The organism is Roseibium sp. (assembly GCF_965232425.1).
Lineage (GTDB): Bacteria > Pseudomonadota > Alphaproteobacteria > Rhizobiales > Stappiaceae > Roseibium.
In genome coordinates, this window is sequence record NZ_OZ246971.1 from 3,973,306 (window position 1) to 3,995,836 (window position 22,531).

The 22,531-nt window shown below is 60.8% G+C and carries 22 protein-coding genes; 8 read left to right on the forward strand and 14 right to left on the reverse strand.

From position 1 onward, the window contains the following. The first annotated feature begins 88 nt into the window (after positions 1-88). The 3 genes from ACO08A_RS18060 to ACO08A_RS18070 are packed head-to-tail and all read left to right on the forward strand — an operon-like array spanning position 89 to position 1,782. Positions 89-637 (forward strand): adenine phosphoribosyltransferase, encoded by a 549-nt coding sequence (locus ACO08A_RS18060; protein ID WP_421979100.1) that lies wholly within the window; start codon positions 89-91, stop codon positions 635-637. A gap of 4 nt (positions 638-641) precedes the next feature. Then, entirely contained in the window at positions 642-1,292 is a 651-nt protein-coding gene (gene bluB / locus ACO08A_RS18065; protein WP_422037357.1) for a 5,6-dimethylbenzimidazole synthase, read from the forward strand. 10 nt (positions 1,293-1,302) lie between these two features. Beyond that, positions 1,303-1,782 carry a GNAT family N-acetyltransferase gene (locus tag ACO08A_RS18070; protein WP_421979098.1) on the forward strand — a complete coding sequence of 160 codons (480 nt, stop codon included), beginning with the start codon at positions 1,303-1,305 and terminating at the stop codon, positions 1,780-1,782. A gap of 140 nt (positions 1,783-1,922) precedes the next feature. Here the strand turns inward: ACO08A_RS18070 and ACO08A_RS18075 are convergent, their stop codons facing one another. Beyond that, on the reverse strand, positions 1,923-2,411 hold the full coding sequence (locus ACO08A_RS18075; RefSeq protein WP_422037358.1) for a MaoC family dehydratase: 489 nt from the start codon (positions 2,409-2,411) through the stop codon (positions 1,923-1,925). Continuing rightward, a complete protein-coding gene (locus ACO08A_RS18080) occupies positions 2,408-2,866 on the reverse strand; it encodes a MaoC family dehydratase (RefSeq protein ID WP_422037359.1) in 459 nt (152 codons plus the stop codon). The genes ACO08A_RS18075 and ACO08A_RS18080 overlap by 4 nt, the downstream gene beginning before the upstream one ends. A gap of 247 nt (positions 2,867-3,113) precedes the next feature. On the opposite strand from ACO08A_RS18080, the gene ACO08A_RS18085 reads away from it, so the two are divergent. Beyond that, a complete protein-coding gene (locus ACO08A_RS18085; RefSeq protein ID WP_422037360.1) occupies positions 3,114-4,013 on the forward strand; it encodes an AraC family transcriptional regulator in 900 nt (299 codons plus the stop codon). A gap of 4 nt (positions 4,014-4,017) precedes the next feature. Here the strand turns inward: ACO08A_RS18085 and ACO08A_RS18090 are convergent, their stop codons facing one another. Continuing rightward, entirely contained in the window at positions 4,018-5,799 is a 1,782-nt protein-coding gene (locus ACO08A_RS18090; protein WP_422037361.1) for an SLC13 family permease, read from the reverse strand. A 151-nt stretch (positions 5,800-5,950) separates the two neighbouring features. Here ACO08A_RS18090 and ACO08A_RS18095 point away from each other — a divergent pair, with 151 nt between their 5' ends. Both ACO08A_RS18095 and ACO08A_RS18100 read left to right on the forward strand, forming a co-directional pair. Continuing rightward, positions 5,951-6,118 (forward strand): hypothetical protein, encoded by a 168-nt coding sequence (locus ACO08A_RS18095; RefSeq protein WP_421979093.1) that lies wholly within the window; start codon positions 5,951-5,953, stop codon positions 6,116-6,118. A gap of 238 nt (positions 6,119-6,356) precedes the next feature. Next, entirely contained in the window at positions 6,357-6,521 is a 165-nt protein-coding gene (locus ACO08A_RS18100; protein ID WP_422037362.1) for a hypothetical protein, read from the forward strand. Between the two features lie 126 nt (positions 6,522-6,647). Here ACO08A_RS18100 and ychF read toward each other — a convergent pair whose 3' ends face one another. The 4 genes from ychF to ACO08A_RS18120 form a co-directional block, all read right to left on the reverse strand. Then, on the reverse strand, positions 6,648-7,748 hold the full coding sequence (gene ychF, locus ACO08A_RS18105) for a redox-regulated ATPase YchF (protein ID WP_422037363.1): 1,101 nt from the start codon (positions 7,746-7,748) through the stop codon (positions 6,648-6,650). A gap of 141 nt (positions 7,749-7,889) precedes the next feature. Continuing rightward, entirely contained in the window at positions 7,890-8,909 is a 1,020-nt protein-coding gene (locus ACO08A_RS18110) for a ribonuclease T2 family protein (protein ID WP_422037364.1), read from the reverse strand. A gap of 136 nt (positions 8,910-9,045) precedes the next feature. Further along, a complete protein-coding gene (gene pth / locus ACO08A_RS18115) occupies positions 9,046-9,786 on the reverse strand; it encodes an aminoacyl-tRNA hydrolase (protein ID WP_422037365.1) in 741 nt (246 codons plus the stop codon). A 104-nt stretch (positions 9,787-9,890) separates the two neighbouring features. Then, positions 9,891-10,532, reverse strand: coding sequence for a 50S ribosomal protein L25/general stress protein Ctc (locus ACO08A_RS18120; protein ID WP_422037366.1), 642 nt, complete (start codon positions 10,530-10,532; stop codon positions 9,891-9,893). Between the two features lie 528 nt (positions 10,533-11,060). On the opposite strand from ACO08A_RS18120, the gene ACO08A_RS18125 reads away from it, so the two are divergent. Together ACO08A_RS18125 and ACO08A_RS18130 are read left to right on the forward strand one after the other, a co-directional pair. Then, a complete protein-coding gene (locus ACO08A_RS18125; protein ID WP_422037367.1) occupies positions 11,061-11,633 on the forward strand; it encodes a hypothetical protein in 573 nt (190 codons plus the stop codon). Positions 11,634-11,811: 178 nt separating this feature from the next. Next, positions 11,812-13,812 carry a methyl-accepting chemotaxis protein gene (locus ACO08A_RS18130; RefSeq protein WP_422037368.1) on the forward strand — a complete coding sequence of 667 codons (2,001 nt, stop codon included), beginning with the start codon at positions 11,812-11,814 and terminating at the stop codon, positions 13,810-13,812. Positions 13,813-14,455: 643 nt separating this feature from the next. Here ACO08A_RS18130 and ACO08A_RS18135 read toward each other — a convergent pair. From ACO08A_RS18135 to ACO08A_RS18165, 7 genes are all read right to left on the reverse strand, one after another. Further along, a complete protein-coding gene (locus tag ACO08A_RS18135; RefSeq protein ID WP_422037369.1) occupies positions 14,456-15,748 on the reverse strand; it encodes an amidohydrolase family protein in 1,293 nt (430 codons plus the stop codon). An 11-nt stretch (positions 15,749-15,759) separates the two neighbouring features. Continuing rightward, entirely contained in the window at positions 15,760-16,704 is a 945-nt protein-coding gene (locus tag ACO08A_RS18140; RefSeq protein WP_422037370.1) for an ABC transporter permease, read from the reverse strand. Beyond that, positions 16,701-17,783: an ABC transporter permease gene (locus tag ACO08A_RS18145; protein ID WP_422037371.1), complete on the reverse strand. Its 1,083-nt coding sequence runs from the start codon at positions 17,781-17,783 to the stop codon at positions 16,701-16,703. The genes ACO08A_RS18140 and ACO08A_RS18145 overlap by 4 nt, the downstream gene beginning before the upstream one ends. Next, the gene (locus ACO08A_RS18150; RefSeq protein ID WP_422037372.1) at positions 17,780-19,324 is read right to left on the reverse strand and encodes an ABC transporter ATP-binding protein; all 1,545 of its coding nucleotides are present in this window, start codon (positions 19,322-19,324) and stop codon (positions 17,780-17,782) included. Before ACO08A_RS18150 ends, ACO08A_RS18145 begins: the two co-directional genes overlap by 4 nt. Before the next feature lie 84 nt (positions 19,325-19,408). Then, a complete protein-coding gene (locus ACO08A_RS18155; protein ID WP_422037373.1) occupies positions 19,409-20,416 on the reverse strand; it encodes a BMP family protein in 1,008 nt (335 codons plus the stop codon). 387 nt (positions 20,417-20,803) lie between these two features. After that, a complete protein-coding gene (locus ACO08A_RS18160) occupies positions 20,804-21,736 on the reverse strand; it encodes a ribose-phosphate pyrophosphokinase (protein ID WP_421979079.1) in 933 nt (310 codons plus the stop codon). Between the two features lie 237 nt (positions 21,737-21,973). Next, positions 21,974-22,495, reverse strand: coding sequence for a hypothetical protein (locus ACO08A_RS18165; RefSeq protein WP_422037374.1), 522 nt, complete (start codon positions 22,493-22,495; stop codon positions 21,974-21,976). Between the last annotated feature and the right edge of the window lie 36 nt (positions 22,496-22,531).

A 22,531-nucleotide genomic window follows, 5' to 3' on the forward strand; every position in this document is an offset into this window, starting at 1 on the left:
CTGAAATTGCTTCGATAGAAGACGCAAACTTGTTATAAGCGTCGGTCGGGGCATGTGCCCGAACGACAAGCTGAAGAAAGAGAGTTCGATGACCGAACAGACGATCCAGGATGAATTGGTCCATTCGATCCGAACGATCAAGGACTATCCGAAAGAGGGAATCCTGTTTCGCGACATCACCACGCTTCTGGGCAATGCGCGCGCGTTCCGCCGTGCCGTCGATGCACTCGTGCAGCCCTGGGCAGGCTCGAAAGTCGACCAGATTGCCGGGATCGAGGCGCGCGGTTTCATTCTCGGCGGCGCAGTTGCGCACCAGCTGTCGGCGGGCTTCGTCCCCATTCGGAAAAAGGGGAAACTGCCGCACGAAACCGTTCGGATTGCCTATTCGCTGGAATACGGTCTTGATGAGATGGAAATGCACAAGGACGCCATACAGCCGGGCGACCGGGTCATCCTTGTCGACGACCTGATCGCGACCGGTGGCACTGCGGAAGCGGCCTGCAAGCTGCTGAAATCCATGGGAGCGAATATCGAAGCCGCCTGCTTCATCGTCGACCTGCCGGACCTGGGCGGCCGCGCAAAGCTTGAAGCGCTCAATGTGCCGGTGCGCACGCTGGTGGAATTTCCCGGGCACTGACGCCATGCCTCCACCAGCGGAAGAGCCGCGATTTTCCAACCAGTTCCGGCAAGATTTCGAGGCCCTGCTGAAATGGCGGCGGGATGTGCGCCGCTTTCGCACCGATCCATTGCCGGACGGACTGCTCGATCGTCTCCTGCATCTGGCCGATCTCGCACCGTCCGTCGGCAACAGTCAGCCCTGGCGGGTCGTCGTCGTGGAGAGCCCGGAAAAGCGGGACGGCGTGATTGCCAGTTTCGAGACGGAAAACGAAGCCGCGGCGGAGCAATATCCAGACGATAAGGCAGCGCGGTACAGGCAGCTCAAGCTTGCCGGATTGCAGGAAGCGCCGGTGCATCTGGCCATCTTCAGCGACACCGACCCGGAGCAGGGTCATGGCCTTGGCCGCGTGACCATGCCGGAAATGCTGGCCTATTCCACGGTCAGCATGGTGCATACGTTCTGGCTCGCCGCCAGGACGGAAGGTGTCGGCGTCGGCTGGGTCTCGATCCTGGATCCGGCAACGGTTTGCCAAATCCTTCAGGTTGACGGGAACTGGCGGCTCGTGGCTTATCTATGTGTTGGCTATCCTGAAGAAGAACATGTCGACCCGGAACTGGAACGCGCGCGATGGCAGGCCCGCAGTCCACTTTCAAACAGGGTTTTTCACCGGTAGGAGCGCTTCAATGCCTGTAGTCATTCGCCGAACGGAAGAAGGGGACTATCCCGCAGTGCGTCAGCTCCTGACGGATCGCTGGACCGCTCCGGAGATCATGCTGGACAACGAGATGGTCGATGCGTCCCGGCTTCCCGGCTATGTCGCCTTCGACGGGACCGATCTGGTGGGCCTGGTCACGCTGATCAAGCGGGACGGGGAGTGGGAGATCCTGACGCTGGATTCGATCAATCGCTGGGGCGGTGTCGGCAGCCAGTTGCTGGACGCGGTCGTCACGGAGGCGCGCTCGCAGTCGGTTCCGCGCCTGACCGTCAGAACATCAAATGACAACCTGGATGCCTTCCGCTTCTATCAGCGGCGCGGGTTCCGCTTCGAGCGGATCGGGCAGGGAGTCATTGACGAGGAACGCGAACAGAAGCCCGGAATACCGCTGCGCGGCGACTACGGCATCGAGATCCGCGACGAAATCCTGTTCGCGCGTACTCTCTAGGCGACTTGAACAGACGTGGCGGCGGCAATGCGCTCCACGTTCCGCCGCCGCCTTCCGGTTTCTTTCATCAGCGCGCCGCGCACGTCTCCGGAGAGCGCCGGGAAGACCGGCCGCAAGACATTTAGGCAAGGATCTCCTTGTCAGCCGGCCCGGGCGGCACGTCGTTCGACAAAGACGGTTGCCTTGAACGAGAACACCAGCGTTCCGTCCTGGTTGTGGGCCAGCATGTCGGAATGAACGAGACCCCATTCGGGCCTGCTGCGGCTTTCGGTCTTTCCGGTCACGATGCGGGTATAGGTCAGTGTGTCGCCGGCAAAGACGGGCTTGATCCATTTCAGATCCTCAAAGCCCGGCGAGGGGCCAATTTTTGCCGCCGTCACGCCCGATTCGCGGGCCGCTGACTGCGTCGCCTTCATCTTCGCGACGAAAAGCTTCATGAAAACGCTCGCCGTGTGCCAGCCGGACGCGCACAGACGGCCGAAATGCGTCTGCGCCGCTCCCTCCTCGCTCAGGTGAAAGGGTTGCGGATCGTACTTTTCCGCAAAGCGGATGATCTCGTCTGTCTGGAAGGTGTACCGTCCGAGTTCCAGGGTGTCGCCTTCACGGATGTCTTCGAAAAAATCGATCATCGGGCCGGCTCCCTTCTTTCGAACAGAACGGGATTTTCCCAGTCGATAACGTCCTTGCCGTGCTGGTTGGCGGCGCAGATGCGGATGAAAACCAGGCCAAGCCCGGGTTTGGACCGCAAAGGCTTGGTTCCCAGGATCTCGGCATTCGCCGACAGAATGTCGCCTGCAAAAACCGGGTGTTTCCACCTGAGCTTGCTGACGCCGGGCGATCCCCGGCCCGTGCTCTTGTTGAAGAGGTTCACGGCCAGAAGGCGCATGACGATGCTGGCCGTGTGCCAGCCGGATGCCGCCAGGCCGCCGAGCATCGACGCCTTGCCGCCTTCCTCGCTCATGTGAAAGTCCTGGGGATCGAACTCGGTCGCGAACTCGATGATGTCGTCCCGGGTGACCTCGATGGAGCCGAGCGGGATTTCCTGCCCGGCGGCGAAGTCTTCAAAGTATTGGGGCTGTGTCATTTGGCTGGGCTGTGCTGTGTGAAACCGGAGCTTGTCGCGGAGGCGGAGGGGAAGCGTTCAATCCTTCTGTCGTAGCACAAGAGCGGATGCAATTTCGATAGGCAGGACACAAAGAGGCGCTCAAAGGAGAGTGTGCGCCATCAAACGGGTCGAAGCCTCATGCCTGTCGTCTTCTCGCGTCCAAGTCAGCAAGATTTGTCAGATGGCCCGGTGCTAGAGTTCCGGAAATCAAGCAGGGCCATTTCCAATGACACAGCACGAAAAGCAGTCCATCTCGCCGAAGGATGACGGCTATCTCCGGCGCTTCACGCGGGTGATCGAATATATCTACGCGCATCTCGACGAAGACCCGGATCTGGCCATGCTTGCCGAAGTCGCCGCCCTGTCTCCATGGCACTGGCACCGTGTCTGGCAATCGGCCTATGGCGAATCCATCGTCGCGACGGTCAAGCGGCTGAGGCTCCACCGGGCCTCCGCGGATCTGACCTATTCCGCGATGCCGATTGCCGAGATCGCGTCGCGTGCCGGCTACAGCAGCCAGGAAGCCTTCAGCCGCAGTTTCAAGAAAGTCTACGGCCAGTCTCCCTCGAGCTATCGGGAGGCTGGTGTCGAAGGCCGTCTGCAGCCCGCCAATGGCGGCGCTCCCATTCCCAAGAAAAGAGGATCTCTTCTCATGCATCAGGTTGAAATCAAATCCATTGGCACCGAAACGCTTGCCGTCATTCCGCACAAGGGCGCCTACATGGAGATCGGCAAGGCCTTTGAAAAAGCCATCGGGGTTCTTGCCAGCCGCAACCAGCTTGGACAGGTGGGCGCGATGAAGGGCCTGTACTACTCCGATCCGACACATGTCCCGGAAGACGAGCTTCGGTCCGCTGCAGGCGTGGCGGTGTCTGACGGCTTCCCCGTCGCGGCCCCGTTCGAGGCTGTTGAAACCTATGGGGGCGACTATGCCATCCTGCATTACAAGGGACCCTACGCGGACATGAAATGGGCCTACGAGTGGCTTTATGGCGAATGGCTGACCCAGTCGGGGCGCGAGCCAGCAGATGCGCCGTGCATGGAAGTCTATCTGAACAATCCGCGCGACACCGCGCCGGCGGATCTTCTGACGGATATCTGTCTGCCGCTGAAACCGGCCGCCTGATCAGTCAGGCGGATAGCGGCCAGAACACCAGGATCGCCGGGATGGCCACGGCCAGAACGAGGATCTCCAAAGGCAGGCCGATGCGCCAGTAGTCTCCGAAACGGTACCCTCCCGGACCCATGATGATCGTATTGTTCTTGTGGCCGATCGGCGTGAGAAAGGCGCAGGAGGCTGCTACGGCGACGGCCATCAGAAACGGGTCCGGGTTGACACCGAGGCTTCCGGCGATCTGCACCGAGATAGGCGCCGCGATCAGGCAGGTCGCGACGTTGTTCAGAAAATCGGACAGGGTCATGGTTACGATCATCAGCACCGTGAGCGTGACCCAGGCCGGGGCGCCTGCCGTCAGGGCGACGATGCCGTCGGCGATCAGCTGCGCATTGCCCGCGTTCTCGAAGGCCTGGCCAAGCGGGATCAGCGACCCGAGCAGCACGATCACCTTCCACTCCACCGCGTTATAGACTTCCGAGCCGCTGACAAGGCCGGTTGCGGCGTAAAGGACGACGCAGGCTGCAAGGGCGACCGGCAGATAGGCAAAACCGGCAACAGCGACCGCGATCGCCAGGATGAAGCCGGCAATTGCCAGCCAGGCCTTGTTGCGCTGGATCATGTCCGTCCTGCGTCCTTCCAGGGGCAGCACACCCAGCCAGGAAAAGGCGTTCTCAAGCCGCTCTTCGGTCCCGATCATCAGAAGCACGTCCCCCGGACGGATAATCTCGTGCCGGACCCGCTTCTGGATCCTGCGGCCTTCGCGGGAGATGCCGAGCAGGGTGACACCGTGTCCGTACAGAAGCCGCAGCTTGAAGGCGCTCGTGCCCGTGATGCGCGCGCTGTCGGGCGCGATCGCCTCGGCGAGGGACAGCGAGGAGCCGCCAAGGCCACCCTTGTGCTGCTCGGAGCCTGCAAAGTCGAGCTTGGCCGCCCCCATGAAACTCTCGATCGCCTTCGGGTCGCCCTCGACCACGAGAAAGTCACCGCTCTTGATCGGTTCGCGGCGCGCAAAGCCCTTTATCCGCCGGCCGTTGCGGATGAGGCCGATAATGACGACATCCTTTTCTTCGGCAACCGGATAAAGATCGCCCACCGCCACGGGTTTTTCCTCAGAGACCTTGCTGATCTTCAATTCGGCCGAATAAAGACTGTCGGCGAACCCCTCGTCTTTCGGCTTTTCCCTGAAGTGCGCGGGCAGGAAGCGCCAGCCGAACAGGGCGACGAAGGCGATGCCGAAGACGGCGACCGTGAGCCCGACCGGTGCGAAATCGAACATGGCGAACGGGCGGCCGAGCGCATCGGACCGGTATTCGGCAATGACGATGTTGGGCGGTGTTCCGATCAGGGTGATCATGCCGCCCAAAATGGTCGCGAACGACAGCGGCATCAGCGACAGGCCAGGAGAGCGGCCGGCTTTCTTTGCGGCTTCCAGATCCAGGGGCATCAACAGGGCAAGCGCCGCCACGTTGTTGATGATGCCGGAGAGCCCCGCACCGACCACCGACATCAGCGATATGTGGCGTGCAAGGCCTCTGGAGGCCGACAGGAGATGGTTTGCAATCAGCTCGACCGCCCCCGAGTTCATCAAACCCTTCGAGACGATCAGGACCAGCGCGATGATGATGACGGCCGCGTGTCCGAAGCCGTTGAAAATCTCGCCGGAGGGAACGAGCCCGAGAAAGGCCCCGACGATCAGTGCGGCGAAGGCAACGAGATCAAACCTGATCCGGCCCCAGACAAGCAGAGCAAAGACAATTCCGAAAAGCACAAACAAGGCGATCTGGTCAAAAGTCACGAAAGGGCCCCCGGAGAAATGACAGTGACAACAGGACAAAGCTGAACATGGCCGAACGTTAATCTCAAGGCCACTCATCGGACATGTGCCGTGGCCATATCTCTGTCAGACGCAAGGCAATGATGCACTTGCAATGAAGGGAGTGAGTAAAATGAAGTACAGAGGTCAATCTTACGACAGTGTCGATGTCATGGCCCGCGCGGCACAGAGCCAGCAGGACTTTTTCGGATCCTTGTTCGGATTTGGAAAAAACAAGGGCAAATGGCAAGACAGGAAAGGTCCGAATCCGCTGACCATGCAGGGTCTGGACCGCAGCTGACAGAACCCCCGCCGGAAGACCGGCGGGGGTTTTGTCGTGCCTGTCCCGATTTCGTCAAGATCTCACGGCGCGCAGGTCTCGCATCGCAGTATCATTCTATTCTTTTTATCATTAAATCAATAGGTTAAGTGCGTGTGTCCGAACTGTAATGCGTTCTTCACACATTGGACACGAGGGCTCCCCATATCCCTGACAGACGCAAGGACAAAGGGTTCTTGCACAGAAAGGGAGAGAGACGATGGAATACAACATTCGTTCCAACTACCAAACGCACCGCCTGACCCAGGAATACGGTGCACCGAAAACAGGCTGGAGTTCACAGTCCGGTCATCACAGGCGCCGCAAATGGCAGGACCAGCAAGGTCCGAACCCACTGATGATGATGGGACTGGACCGAAGCTAAGAAAAAACCCCGTTGAAACCAACGGGGTTTTTCTTTGCGTCATGAACCGGCGCACACTACGGTCACCGGCCGGCGTTCAGGTGAGGCTGAGTCACCTGTCTGGGTGCAGGAAGCCCAGTCTTTCGATCACGTATTGAACTTGAAGAGCAGGACGTCGCCATCCTTGACGATGTACTCCTTGCCTTCGTCGCGGGCCTTGCCGGCCTCCTTGGCCGCGTTTTCGCCGCCAAGAGTGACATAATCTTCGTAGGCGATTGTCTGCGCGCGGATGAAACCCCGCTCGAAATCGGTGTGAATGACGCCTGCGGCACCGGGAGCCTTTGTACCCTCGGTGATCGTCCAGGCCCTTGTCTCCTTCGGGCCGGCGGTAAAATAGGTGATCAGGCCGAGCAGGTCATAGCCGGCGCGGATCATGCGGTCGAGACCGGGCTCCTCGAGACCGATGGTTTCCAGGAACTCGTCCTGCTCTTCCTTCTCGAGCTGGGAAATCTCTGCCTCGATTGCGGCGGAAATGACAACGGCAACCGCTCCCTCCTGGGCAGCCTTTTCGGCAACCTTCTGCGACAGCGCGTTGCCTTCGGCGGCGGAGGCTTCGTCGACGTTGCAGACATATAGAACCGGCTTCGAGGTAAGAAGATTCAGACCCTTCAACATCCGTGCTTCTTCGGCGTCGGCGGTTTCCAGCACGCGGGCCGGTTTGCCGTCCTGAAGAAGTGCGAGAGCTGCTTCCATGATCGGAAGGACGGCCTTTGCCTCCTTGTCGCCGCCGGTCGCCTTTTTCTTCAGCGGCGAAATGCGGCGTTCCAGGCTTTCCATGTCGGCGACCATGAGCTCGGTTTCCACCGTTTCGGCATCGGCGATCGGATCGATCGTGCCGTCGACATGGGTGATGTCGTCGTCTTCGAAGCAGCGCAGCACGTGCGCGATGGCGTCGACTTCGCGGATATTGGCGAGAAACTGGTTGCCGAGGCCCTCACCCTTGGACGCGCCGCGCACGAGGCCGGCAATATCGACGAAGGTGATCCGGGTGGGGATGACTTCCTTCGACTGGGCAATGCCGCGGATGGCGTCCAGCCGTGCGTCCGGTACGGCGACCTCGCCCGTATTCGGCTCGATGGTGCAGAACGGATAGTTGGCGGCCTGGGCCGCGGCGGTTTTTGTAAGCGCGTTGAAAAGCGTGGACTTGCCGACATTCGGCAGTCCGACAATGCCGCACTGGAATCCCATGGGAGATCGCTTTCGGTTCGTTTTTTGAAACTGTCGCCGCGCTACATGCCCGAGCGGGCCGGGCAGGTCAAGACTTGCTGCCAGTGAGGCTCCCAAATCGGCCGGTTTGCGGTCTCAGACGGAGAAAATCGGGGTGGTTCATCACTGCAGGCCGGCCGGGTCGACGATACCGCGCTTGCATCCGGCACCGGTCGGCGCCGCCGCGCGCATCAGTTCGCCAAGGTCCGAGGCCGGGGTGATCGTTCCGCCGAGGCTGATCCAGATCTCGTTGATCAGGGTCCTGCCGGCATCCGGCGTGCACTTGATCTGGACCCGTTCGCCGCTTCCGCTTCCGAAACTTGCGTCGAACGCGGCCCGGATCTCGGCTCCGGTGATCTCCTGGCCGACATTGTTGATGAAAAGATCGCCGACGGCGCTGTCGTTGACCAGTCCGGTCAGATACAGCGTGTCGTCGTAGTATTCGTCGGCACCGCCTTTGCCGAAATAGCAGGTGCCGTGCTTGATCCATTCATGGTGGTGCAGAAAGCTTGCGAAACCCGGCATGGCGGCCTGAAGCGCGTCGGCTGTTTCCGTATCGATTTGCGGCGCGGGCAGGCGGTGCCAGTTTCCCGGCGTGTCGAGGTTCCTGACGGAGGCCGGCACACCGCAATAGTCGTTGCCCCGCGGCTGGGGCCAAAGTCCGTGGATCGACAACTGTCGTGTCGTGTGGGGCAGGTTGCCGTCGTTCAGGTCCCGGCATTCTTGCTTGCCCGGCCGGGTCTCGCAGAAGGCGGGCTGCCAGCTCAGGGTCAGGAGGTTGTCGGTCGATTCCGTGCCGTTCGGCTCCAGCACCACCTCGTCGTCGTCATCTTCGTCTGCGCCGGTGTGCGTATCTGCCCGGACCGCATGAACGCCGCAATCGGTACTTACCCAGCGCGACGTCGCCACGGGCGCGCCCGGTATCTCGACCTGAAAGAAGTCGCCGCCCTCCTTGTTGATGCCGCGCATCGTGTAAGCCATGTGAGGGCGCGTGGTGATGTCGCCCGGATTCGTCTGCCGGTTCTTGCTGTGAAAGGCCTCGCAGGTTTTCTCGGCGATGAAGTATCCCTCCAGCTTGACAAAGGCCAGGGCAGGGCTTGACCACGAGAATGAAATCAATGCAAGAAACAGGATCCGAGACATGGCATCTCCCCCGATGCGCGCCAAGTAACACCCTGATTTTGCGTGGTTGTCATGGCCATTTTGTGACGCGAATCACATTTTTTATTCTCGTATTGGTTGTATTGCAAATCCGGAAAAACGGCGTCTGTCGCGGGTCTCAGCTGCCGCCAAGCAGCTTTTTCAGCATCTCGGCCATCGGCCCCGATTTGGGCAGTTCAGCCGGCTTTCCCTGCCGCGCCTGCCTGATGTGGCTCTCGCCCTTGGGCTTCTGGGTTTTCGCGGAAGTGTCAGAAGATTTACCGGTCTTGTCCTTCCGCTGGGCCTTTTCCGGTTCCAGCGCCAGGGTGAGCTTGTTGGCAAACTGGCTGTCCTTGCCCTCGGCGAGGAGAGCCGCTTGGTCAGCGATGTTGGAAAGGAGCGGTTCGAGCCAGTCCCTGTCTGCCTTTGCGAAGTCGCCGAGCACATAGTTCGAGACGAGCTTCTTGTCGCCCGGGTGGCCGATGCCAAGACGCAGCCTGCGATAGTCCGCACCGATATGGGCCGTGAGGGATCTCAGACCGTTGTGGCCCCCGTGACCGCCACCTTTCTTCATCCGGAATTTCGCGGGCGGCAAATCGAGTTCGTCGTAGAGGACAACGATGTCTTCCGGTTCGATCTTGTAGAAGCGCATAGCTTCGCCGACTGCACGGCCGGATTCGTTCATGTAGGTCGACGGCTTCAGCAACAGCACCTTCTCCGAGCCCAGGCGGCCCTCGGAAACCTGGCCCTGGAAACGCGCGCGCCATGGCTGGAAGCCGGAATGGCGGCGATGGATCTCGTCGACGGCCATGAAACCGATATTGTGCCGGTGCCCGGCGTATTTGGCTCCCGGATTGCCAAGTCCGACGATCAGTTTCATCTCGCACCTGCACCATCATGGCTGAAACGAAAAGGCAGCCGAAAACGGCTGCCAGGGCAGGGAGGCGGCGTCCGCCTCCCGTCGTGTCAAATCGAAGCGGAGACTTACTCGCTTGCTTCTTCTTCCGTGGCGACTTCCTCTTCAGAAGCTTCGCCTTCGGTTTCGTCTTCTTCCTGAACGCCGGCCGGCGCAGCGATCGTCGCGATGGTGAAGTCGCGGTCGGTGATCGTCGGCTGACAACCTTCGGGAAGTTCAACAGCCGAGATGTGCAGGCTGTCGCCCGGCTCTGCATTTGCCAGGTCAAGCTGGAGCGCTTCCGGAATGGAGTCGGCCGGAACCGTCATTTCAACGGTGTGGCGAACAATGTTCAGAACGCCACCCTTCTTGAGGCCCGGGCAGATTTCTTCGTTGAGGAACTGGACCGGAATTTCGACCGTGAGTGTCGCACCTTTTGCGACGCGCAGGAAATCGACGTGCAGGACATCGTCGCGCACCGGGTGCAGCTGATAGTCCTTCGCGATGACCTGGTGCTTTTCACCATCGACATCGATGATACCGATCTGCGCGGTGAAACCACCCTTGTGAAGGGTAAGGGTGGTTTCCTTCACCGGAATGGTGATCGGCATTGCAGGTTTCTTGTCGCCGTAGATCACGGCAGGTAGAAGGCCTTCGCGACGCAGTGCCCGTGCGGCCCCCTTGCCCACCCGGTCCCGTGCCGACGCCTTCAGCTCATAGCTGGCAGCCATGGCAAACTCCTTGAGTGTATGGTAGCGGACCGGCGAACCACCGTATCGACATGACCTGAGTTGTTCGGGATCGGTCCAGATGCGCCTCCTCCAGGGGTGCAGGCGCGAGCGCGCGTATAGCGGAAAAGCCTGCGCGATGCAACAGTCGGTGCCAAATCTGTGCCCGCGGCGACCGATTTTTCCGGCGATGTCCGGTCCGGCCGGATTCGGACATTCACCAGCAGCGGGATGGCTTCGCGTCATACGGGTATCTCCCGGGCGACCTTTCGCAGCGCAAATTCCTAGCGAACTGCTTTTGAAGCGGAAATTGGTTTCTTGTCCAGTGTTTTGAACTTTATCCTTCATTCTCAGATTGCATTTTTCAATCAAAAATAGAGTAGAGTGAAAAATATATTCGTTTAGTATATTAGTATTTTTCTCGGTTCTCGACTTAACATTTTGTTATTTTAAGCATTAAGTTCTTCATATACTGAATTTTAATCTGCTGAAGTCATGCTTTTCCCGGGTTGAAAACCTTGGGAGAGCAAAATGAAAAATCTCGTCTACACTACAACTGCACTTTGCTTCTTGTTTGCCGGTACAGCGACCGCAAATGAATTCGAAAGCGAACTGAAAACGCTGGCTGCAGGAAAGATCGCGGAGATCGCCACCTCCAGCGAAGTCATCGACGCCGTCCGCGCCCAGAACGGCGAAACGGCTGCCTTCGACCAGGCCAAGATCGATGAACTCGATAAAACCTGGCGCGCGGAAGCAGAGGCTGTCGACCAGCCCATGATCGATACGGTGCTTGAGCGCCCGCTGTCGACCTTCCTGGCTGATGTCCAGGAAAGCAGCGATGGTCTCTTCACTGAGATTTTCGTCATGGACGGCAAGGGCCTGAATGTCGGCCAGAGCGACGTCACCTCCGACTACTGGCAGGGCGACGAAGCGAAGTGGCAGGACACCTATTCCAACGGCAAGGGCGCCGTGCACATCAGTGAACTGGAAGAAGACGACAGCACGCAGACCCTTCAGAGCCAGGTCAGCGTTACGGTCGTCGACCCGGACAGCGGCGAAGCAATCGGCGCCGTCACCTTCGGTGTGAACGTCGAAAACCTCTGATCTACACACATGCGGGAAGGCAGCGCCTTCCCGCGAGACTTTGGAGAATTCCGTGAAGGTTGCGGCAAAACTTCCAGCGCTTGTCCTAGGGATAGCGCTTCTGTGTTCTGCGGGCGTCGGCATCGCAAGTTACGTTTCAAGCGCAAACACCGTCAAAGGACAGGCAGAACAGCGATTGATGGCATTGGCCGAGAGCCGCCGGGACAGCCTGCTGGAACTTTATCACGGGAAACAGAGAACAATCGAAGGGCATGTCCAGGGCAAGACGCTCAGGGCGGCCTACAGTGCTTTTGATGCCGCCTGGGCCAAGTACAAGGACAAGGCGTCCGCAACGCTCACGAAGATCTATGTGACGGACAACCCGCACCCGGTCGAAGAGCGGGACCAGCTGGTCAAGGCCGGGCGCAAGCCCTATGACAAGGCCCATGCCAAGCATCACACGCCGCTCCGCGACTTTGCGGACGCGAACAATTTTCCCGACCTGTTGCTCGTCAATCTCAATGGCGACGTCATCTACAGCGCGCGCAAGCTGGATGACTTCGGTGTGAACGTTCAGGCCGAAGCCTGGCAGACCACACCCCTGGCCGACGCCTACAAGACGATCGTCGTTGACGGCAACGAGGCGGTGGTTGCCTATGATCCGGAGCACTATCCGGGACGGAACAACGAGGCCACCGGATTTCTGGCCGCCCCGATCTCGGTCGGCAGCAAGACGATCGGCATGGTGGTCTACGAAGCGCCGACGGCCGAAGTCACGACATTGCTCGGCAAGTTTGCGGGCCTGGGAGACACCGGTGAGACCCTGCTCCTAAACGGGGATGGTCTCGCGATGAACGACAGCCTGCGCACGGCTGAGGTCTCCGAACTGCTCAGCGACAAGTTCAACGCGCCGGAAATCGCCGCCTCGATGGGAGGCGGGAACACCTTCACGCGCCTGCCGGACTTCAACGGGCAGGACGTCTTTGCAGCGATCGTTCCGGTCACCGCGTTCGGCCAGAATTATGCCGTCGTTGTCGTGCAGGCAGCCAGCGAGGTTCTGGCACCGCTGACGACGCTGCAGATCTGGATTTTCGCAAGCGCGATCGTCTGTGCACTGATCGCCGGACTGTTCGGCCTGGTCACGGCCAGGGGACTATCGGGGCGTATCACCGGTCTCAGTGATGTCATGAACAAGCTGGCCGGCGGCGACACGAGCGTCGATGTGCCGGCACAGGCGGCGCGCGACGAGATCGCCGAGATGGCCGCCTCGGTCCATATTTTCCGCGAAAATGCCCTCGAACGCGAGCGGCTGGAGCAGGAACAGCAGGAGACATCCGTCGAGCAGGCCCGGCAATCGGATGCGGTTGCCAGCCTGATTTCAGACTTCAGATCCGAAGTCACGCAGATGCTCGATGCCGTCTACAGCAACAGCGAGCAGATGCGAACCGCTGCAGAAGAACTCAACGGCGTTGCGGATGAGACAGCCGGTGAAGCCTCCAATGCGTCCAGCGCCTCGGAAGCGGCTTCAACCAACGTTCAGACCGTGGCCTCTGCTTCGGAAGAACTGTCGGCATCCATTCAGGAAATCCGCCGTCAGGTCCAGTCGACGACCGATATCGTGCAAAGCGCGACCGAGGCCGCGGTGCATACAAACACCAAGATCGAAGGTCTTGCGGAAGCGGCGCAGCGGATCGGCGATGTCGTTAACCTGATTTCGGCAATCGCGGAACAGACCAACCTTCTGGCGCTCAACGCCACGATCGAGGCCGCGCGGGCCGGTGAAGCCGGCCGCGGGTTCGCCGTCGTCGCCTCCGAGGTCAAGGAGCTTGCCACGCAGACGGCTAAGGCCACGGAAGAGATCGAGGGGCAGATCACCGAGGTCCAGGCGGCGACCAAGGAAGCCGTCTCCGCAATCGCCGGGATCACCGAGACGATGAGCCAGGTGGACGAATACACCGGCACGATCGCCGCGGCGGTCGAGCAGCAGGGCGCTGCGACGAACGAGATTTCCGGCAACGTCCAGGATGCTGCGAAAGGTACGCAGGAGGTCGCGCAGACCATCATCACGATCTCCGAAAAGGCCCAGGTGACCAGTTCTTCGGCAGGACAGGTGTTGAACGCATCCACGGACGTCAACGCCCGCACCACGGACCTGCGCGAGACCGTCGACCGTTTCCTCAAGGCAGTGGCGGCTGCCTGAGGCGGAACGGCGATACAGGCTTGCCTTGATGCGACAAAAAACAGGCCCCGGCGCTGCGCCGGGGCCTTTTTCATTTGATTGACGTTGCCGGGCGCAGCGCACGCCTGCATCAATTCGCAGGGCATGCCATGGCTCGACCCGCTCTCTTCCGGTTCAGCAAACACTGTCGAACATCTGTCTTGTAGAACGGAGAGAAATTTCTTCCTGTGCCAAGTCGGGATGCGAAATCGATTTCCGGATTTGTCATCCCGGTTTGCCGCGCAGCGGCAAGACCGGGATCCAGTATTCCGTGTTGCCGAAGAGCAATGTAAAACGGAGAAATGAGGGGGTACTGGGTTCCGGCCTTCCGCTGCGCTTCAGCCGGAATGACCAGTGCCTTGGCAGGGGATCGCCTCACCAGATCCAATTCGGGTAAAGCCGGGCGGAATTGGGTTCGGCTGAGGCATGGATTGCCGGATCAGGTCCGGCAATGACCGCGGCGGATCTTTTGCGCAACAGCGGCGTTGGTTTCCAGTTCCACCTCATCCTGAGGTGCGGAGCGAAGCGGAGCCTCGAAGGATGATGCGGTGTACTCGGCGCGCGGAGCGCTTCCTTCGAAACGGACCTTGCGGTCCCTTCTCAGGATGTGGAGCGCGTGCGAATATCAACCCTCGTTCGGTGCGTAGCTGCTTGGGTCGACTGCCGCGGGGCGGTCCGCAAGGAACAGGTCGGCCCTGCGCTCGGGCGTTGAGGCAATGATCCGGCCGCCCTTGATTACCTTGAGCCGGGTTGCCTTCAGGCGGATCGCCTCAATCGTGTCGCGTGCCTGCAGCACCACGAAATCGGCCTTGCATCCCCTGTCCAGCCCGTACCCGTCCAATCCCATTGCCTTTGCCGGATGCGAGGTGACACAGTCATAGGTGTAGCGGATGTCGTCACGGCTGGTCATCTGGGCAACATGCAGGCCCATGGAGGCAACCTCGAGCATGTCTCCCGAGCCCATGGAGTACCAGGGGTCCATCACGCAGTCGTGGCCGAAGGAGACGTTGACGCCATAGGCGCGCAACTCCGGTACACGGGTCTGGCCGCGCCGTTTGGGATAGGTGTCGTGGCGGCCCTGAAGGGTGATGTTGATCAGCGGATTGGCGATTGCGTGCACCCCGGCCTCGGCAATCAGCGGCAGAAGCTTGGAAACGTAGTAGTTATCCATCGAGTGCATGGAGGTGAGATGAGATCCGGCGACGCGTCCCTCAAGCCCGAGCCGCTGCGTCTGGTATGCGAGCGTTTCGATGTGGCGCGACATCGGATCATCAGTTTCGTCGCAATGCATGTCGACCATCAGGCCGCGGTCGGCGGCGATTTCGCACAACCTGGCAACCGACCTGGCGCCATCGTCCATGGTGCGCTCGAAATGCGGGATGCCGCCGACGATGTCGACACCCATGTCGAGCGCCGTCAGCAGGTTCTTTTCCGCGTTCGGTGACCTGTAGAGGCCATCCTGCGGAAAGGCGACCAGTTGCAGATCGATGTAGTCGCGGACTTTCTCGCGGACCTCCAGTAGGCCTTTGACACCCGTCAGGCGGTCGTCGCAGACATCCACATGGGTGCGGATGGCGAGCAGCCCCTGCGCAACGGCGAGGTCGCAGTACTTCAGGGCCCGCTCGACAACGGCCTCGACCGTGAGGATCTCCTTGAGTTCTCCCCAGAGCGCAATGCCTTCCAGCAGCGTGCCGCTGCGGTTCATGCGCGGCAGGCCGAGCGAGAGCGTCGCGTCCATGTGAAAATGGCTGTCGATGAAGGGCGGTGAAACAAGTTTTCCCGCGGCATCGATGATGTCGCCGGCATCGGCATCGATCCCGGCCTCGACAGCTTCGATGCGGCCGTTTCTGCAGGCGATGTCGATCCCCGTTCGACCGTCGGGCAGGTTGGCGTTCTTTACCAGAAGATCAAGACTCATGGGCTCTTACCTCAGCGTTGGCCCCGGAAATAGGGAACCAGCAGTGCGCGCGGATAGTCGGCACGTCTTGCCACCACGATCAGCGCCGCGATCGAAAGAATGTACGGCATCATCAGGAAAATCTGGCCGGGGATGAAGCTGCCGACTTCGGTCTGGAGCCGCACCTGGAAGGCATCGAACGCGCCGAAGAGCAGGGCGCCGATCAACGCCTTGCCGGGACGCCACGAAGCGAAGACCGTGAGCGCGATGCAGATCCAGCCGCGGCCGTTGACCATGCCGAAGAAAAACGCATCGAAAGCGGACATCGTCAGGAAAGCGCCGCCGAGGGCCATGATCGCCGACCCGGCGACAACGGTGCCCATGCGCACGGCGTAGACGGACAGCCCCTGGGATTCGACTGCGGCCGGGTTGTCGCCAACGGCCTGGATCGCCAGGCCAAGCGGAGTTCTGTAGAGCACATAGGCCGTCGCGAGCACCAGGAACAGGGCTAGAAAGGTCAGTGGCGTCTGCTGAAACAGGGCCGGACCGATGAACGGCAACTCGCTCAGAACCGGAACGTCCAGCGGCTGGAAGGCGTCGATCCTTGGCGGAGAAGAGACATCGGGCAGCGCCGTCCGGTAGATGAAGTAGCTCAGGGACGTGGCAAACAGCGTCACACCGATGCCCGAGACGTGCTGGGAAAGCCCCAGCGGCACGGTCAGGATCGCGTGGATCAGCCCGAAGACCGCGCCGGCAAACGCGGCGACCAGAACGCCGCCCCAAAGGCCGGCCCCGAGCCAGACCGCCATCCATCCGGCCATGGCGCCAGCGGTGAAAATCCCCTCGATGCCGAGATTGAGCACGCCTGCGCGCTCGCAGATCAGGGCTCCGATTACGCCGAAGATCAGCGGTGTGGCAATGCGCAGGGCCGCGGCCCAGAAATTGGCGGAGAAAAGAATGTCGATGATTTCGATCATCGTCCGGCCTCCCTGGCAGCGGGCGCGCTGATGAACTTCACCTTGAAGCGCAGGAACAGGCCGGAGACGAGGACACACAGGAGCGCCATGGCGACGATCAGATCCGCAAGATAGTTGGACACGCCGGTGGCGCGCGACATGGAATCCGCGCCGACAAAGATACTGGCGATGAAAAGGGCAGCGAAGACGACGCCGATGGGGGACAGGCCGGCCAGCATGGCGACAACGATACCGGAATAGCCGAAACCGGGCGACAGGTCGGCGGTGAGATAGCCTTTCAGTCCGGCGACTTCTCCGACACCGGCAATGCCGGCCAGCGCGCCCGAGAGAAGGCCGACGCGAATGAACGTGGCGGTGACCGGAATGCCCGCGTGGCGGGCCGCGGCCGCGTTTTCGCCGACGGCGCGGATCTCGAACCCCCAGACCGTTCGCTTCAAAATAAAATAGACACCGAGCGAGGCGGCCAGCGCAAGAACGAGGCCCCAGTGAATGCGCATGCGTTCCAGAAGCTTGGGCAGGGCGGCTTCATCGAGGATCGGTTCCGACTGCGGCCAGCCCATTCCCATGGGGTCCTGCATCGGGCCTTCCAGCATCATCTGCACGAAGAGCAGGACGATAAAGTTCAACAGGAGGGTGGTGACAACCTCGTCCACGCCCAGACGGGTCTTCAACAGGGTGGGGCCGAGCATCAGCAGGCCGCCCGCGAGGGCACCTGCCAGGACCACCATCGGTATGAGAACGAAAGCCGGAGCGGAAATGGCACCGGTGCCGACGGCGACGGCGGCCAGCGCCCCGATGTACAACTGACCTTCGGCGCCGATGTTCCAGAGCTTGGCCCGAAAGGCAACCGCCGCCGCGAGCCCGGTCAGGATCAGTGGTGTCGCGCGCGTGAGCATTTCGGTAAAGGCGAAAAGGGACCCGAAGGCACCCTTGACCATGAGGCCATAGGCTTCGAAAACCGATAGCCCGGCAAACAGCATTGGAATGGCGGCCAGCACCAGCGCGGCGACGGCTGCGGCCAGGGAGACGCCAAGCATGCGGGAAACGGACGCCGGCGGGCGGGGTTCAAACCGGATCATGCTGCTTCTCCACTCTGGCCGGCCATGCGTAATCCGAGCGTCCCGCGATCCAGGTCTTCGGTCGGGTCTGCCGCCGACAGTCTGCCCCGGTGCATGACGGCGATCCTGTCGGACAGGCGCATCAGTTCATCGAGATCCTCGGAGATCAGGATCACGCCTGCACCGCGGTCGCGCGCGGCCAGAAGGCGCTTGTGAACGTCAGAGGTCGCGCCGACATCCAGGCCACGGGACGGCTGCGCTGCGAGGACCACCTGCGGCTCAGGATCAAGGGTCCGTGCGAGCACGATTTTCTGGATGTTGCCGCCGGAAAGGAGCCGCGCCTGGCTGTCTTCTCCCTGGCAACGAATGTCATAAGCCGCTATCAGCCGCCTTGCGGTTTCGCGCATGGCCGAAAACCGCAGCAGACCGTAGCGCTGGTTCTGCGGTTTCCGGATGGCTTCGATGGCAAGGTTTTCCGAAACGCTCATGGCCCCGACGATGCCGTCGTGATGGCGGTCTTCGGGGATGCGGGCAAGACCCGCGTCGATCATCTTGCGCGCACTGGCACCGGTTTCGTCCGATCCAGCGAGGATCATCGTTCCCGATGTCGGGGCCTGCAGGCCCGAGATGACACGGGCGAGCATGGTCTGGCCATTGCCCGAAACGCCTGCGATTCCAAGGATTTCGCCCGCGTTCAGCGTGAGATCCACACCATGAAGGGCATCGCGCCCGCCGCCTGCCGAAACGCCATCGAGAGCGAGCAGGGGGGCTCCCGGTGTGCCTTTGCTGCGGACTGTTTCCACGATCTCGTGTCCGACCATGAGTTCCGCCAGCTTGCGCAGATCGCACTCGGCAGTGGCAAGATCGGCGACCTTGCGTCCGCCCCGCAGCACGGCAACGCGATGGGACGAGGCGATCACCTCGGCGAGCTTGTGGGATATGAAAATGATTGCCAGCCCGTCCGCCGCGAGCTTTTTCAGGGTCGCGAACAGGGTGTCGGATTCCTGCGGCGTGAGCACGGCGGTCGGCTCATCCAGAACGAGAACCCGGGCGTCGCGGTAAAGCGCCTTGAGAATTTCCACCCGCTGCTTTTCGCCGACGGACAGTTGCGAGATCCTGGCGTCCAGCGGAACGCTCAGTCCCGAGCGCGTGATCAGGTCTTCAAGCTTCTTGCGGGCCGGTTTTCGCGCCGAAGTTGCCGCCGTAAGCTTCTCGGTTCCGAGCACAATGTTGTCCAAGGCGCTGAGGTTCTCGGCCAGCGTGAAGTGCTGATGCACCATGCCGATGCCGGCTTCAAGCGCCGCGTGCGGCGATCCGGCTTCCAATTCGATCAGTCCCGTGCCGGGCGCGGCGACATAGACCTGGCCCTCGTCAGCGACATAGTGCCCGAAGAGGATGTTCATCAGGGTTGTCTTGCCGGCACCGTTTTCGCCCAGAAGGGCCAGAATTTCACCCCTTGCGAGGTCGAGCGACACGTCGCCGTTTGCCGTGAGATCGCCAAAACGCTTGGTGATGCCGTCCAGCCTGAGGACGGTCTCCGCCGCTTGCGTGGGTTCCGTCATGCGGAGCTCCGGAATTTGGTTTGTCGGCCGCAAGTGCGGCTTGGGCAGGAGATGCCGGCGGCAGGACGCCGCCGGCAGAGGGCGTTACATGGTCGATTTCGGTTCGCTGTCATTCACGTTGACGCGGAAGAGGCCATCCAGGATTTCCTGTTCCTTCTCCTTTGCGGCCGCAACGGCGGCCGGATCGGCCAGGCTTTCATCCACGATGAAGCTGCCGCCGCCGTAGGACATGAAGCTGAACGGGCCGTAGTCGGCGGGCTCAAAGCTGCCGTCGACGACCGCGGTCACGGCACGATCGATGGTCGGCTCCATGTGCCAGAGCGCGGAAGACAGGATCGTGCCGGGATAGTCCGCGGAGGTGTCGATCACGTTGCCGATCGCCAGGATTTCCTTTTCCTTGGCCGCGTCGGATACGCCGAAGCGCTCGGCGTAGAGAATGTCGGCACCCTTGTCGATCATGGCGAAGGCCGCTTCCTTGGCCTTGGGCGGGTCGTACCAGGAGTTGATGAAGGTCACGAGGAACTTCACGTCCGGATTGACGGCGGTGGCGCCATCCATGAAGGCGTGCATCAGACGATTGACTTCCGGAATGGCATAGCCCCCGACCATGCCGATCACGTTCGACTTGGTGCTGGCACCGGCAATCATGCCGGACAGGTAGCTGGGTTCGTGGATCCAGTTGTCGAAGACGGCAAAATTCGGTTTGGCGGGGCCGAAGGAAGAGCCCATGAGAAAGGCCGTGTCCGGATATTCCGCGGCAACCTTGCGCGCGGCACGTTCCACCGCGAAGGCTTCCCCGACCACGAGGTCCATGCCCTGTTCGGCATATTCGCGCATCACGCGTTCATAGTCGGTGTTGGCGACGTTTTCGGAGAAGGTGTAGGTGATTTCACCCCGCTCCTGCGCCGCCTTCAGGGCCTTGTCGATACGGCTGACCCATTGCTGTTCCACCGGCACCGTGTAGATCGCAGCCACCTTGATCGGATCGGCGGCCAACACACCGGCAGACGGCAGGGCGACAGTGGCTGTGACGGCCAATGCAGCCGACAACAGGGCCCTGCGGACCCTGGAAAATTGTTTTGATACGAGCATTGGAATCCCCTGGAAGTATTTTTAGCCCGAAAAGTTGATCACAAAATATGCGTGCTCACAAGCTGTGCACGCGGTCTCAGAGTGAATTTTTTGATCATTTGGGAAAATTTTGGGGCCGCAGGGTCAGCCCGTAGTGCAGTTGGCGCAGCCCGTGTTGTGGAGCAGACAAAAAAACGCCGGTCGGACCGGCGTTTTCAAGACGTCTTTGCCTAGGGTACGGACCCATAAATGAAGCCATTTTGCCGTCCTCCGGATTTGGCCGTTTTGGCCATCTGCCGCGTCGCGAAAGGCTTGAAAATGAACCACATTTCCTGCGCTTTCGCTCCTCGCAGCTGGTCAAAACGATCCAAACCAAATTGACTTCACTTATGTGTCCGTACCCTAGCCTCAGCTGAACAGGCTTGAGACCGATTTTTCCAGTGCCGTCCGGTTGATTGCCTCGCCGATGAGGGGCGCAATCGAGATCGTGCGAATGTTGGCGGCGGCGGTGATCGCTGCCGTGGGCTCGATCGAGTTGGTGATCACGAGCTCTTTCAGCTTCGACGACGTCACCCGGGCAACGGCGCCGCCCGACAGCACGCCGTGCGTGATGTAGGCCGTCACGGATTCCGCGCCCTGGGACAGCAACGCCTCGGCCGCGTTGCAGAGCGTGCCGCCGCTGTCGACGATGTCGTCGACCAGGATGCAGTCATAGCCCTTTACTTCCCCGATGATGTTCATGACTTCCGATTCCCCGGGCTTGTCGCGGCGCTTGTCGACGATGGAGAGCGGGGCATCGATCCGTTTCGCAAGCGCACGCGCGCGCACGACGCCGCCGACATCGGGCGACACGACCATCACGTTGTCGGTCGCGTAGCGCTCCTTGATGTCCCGGGTCATGACGGGGGCTGCAAAGAGGTTGTCCGTCGGTATATCGAAAAAACCCTGGATCTGTCCTGCGTGGAGATCCAGGGTCAAAACGCGGTCCGCACCTGCGTTGGTGATCAGGTTGGCCACCAGTTTCGCCGAGATCGGTGTGCGACCCGATGCGCGGCGATCCTGGCGCGCATAGCCGAAATAGGGGATAACCGCGGTGATGCGTCTGGCTGAGGAACGGCGCAGCGCATCAATGATGATGAGCAACTCCATCAGGTGATCGTTTGCCGGGTAGCTGGTCGGTTGCACGACGAAGACATCCTCGCCACGCACGTTTTCCTGGATTTCTACGAAGATTTCCTGGTCGGCGAAGCGCCTGACCTGGCATTTGGCGAGAGGCACATCCAGGTAATTGGAGATTTCCTCAGCCAGGGCTCGGTTCGAATTGCCCGCGACGATCTTCATGAGCCGCAAGTCCTTCTGGTGCGACGGCGCGAATAAGGACTGTCATATCCCGCAAACACGCTGAAAAGGCCTATGTCGTGTCGAGTGCCGGGTGCCGCAGGTTGTGTTCAGGCGACCCCCGGCAGGCGGCGGCGTTGTAACAACCAAGCAACCGGACCACAACAGGTGATAGGCCCTCTCACGTTGTTTTTTTGAAATTTTGTGACGCAAAACCACGGTTATCCGGCTAAGCGATCATTATCGGTTGAGCCAGGCCTCGATTTCCACCATCGAGCGCGCCGCGATTCGAGACAGGGTCGATGAATTGACGGACTGCCAGGGATCTCCCGATGCGCCTCCGGTCGATTCGGTTCCAGAGATGCGTTTCAGGCGGCTGCCGTTTGCGTCAACGATATCGAACACGTAGAACACGGTTCCGTTGGACGGCTGACCGGTGGCGGCAAGGTATCCGTTTACCCGATAGGTCGCGGCCGCCCCGACACGCCTGACGAGCGTGATGTTCTGCCGGCGCGCTTCCCTGCCGATATATTCCGACAATTCATCGGCAATGTTACCCGGGGCGCCGGTAAACGGTTCGAACGCAAAGGTAACGCCGGTTTCCGCGTCGGCCTGTCCGGCGATGGAAGGCTGCGAGACAGGCCCTGAAATCGGTGACGGTGTCTGCGGAGAGGACTGGCACGCGGCGAGAAAGCCGAGAAGCAAGAGAGCCGCCGCCGCCCGCAAAACGGAATAGGAGTTCTGGCTGGAAATTGAGAGCATGAAGGGGTCCGGCTCCAGATGTCTGCGTCATTCCGA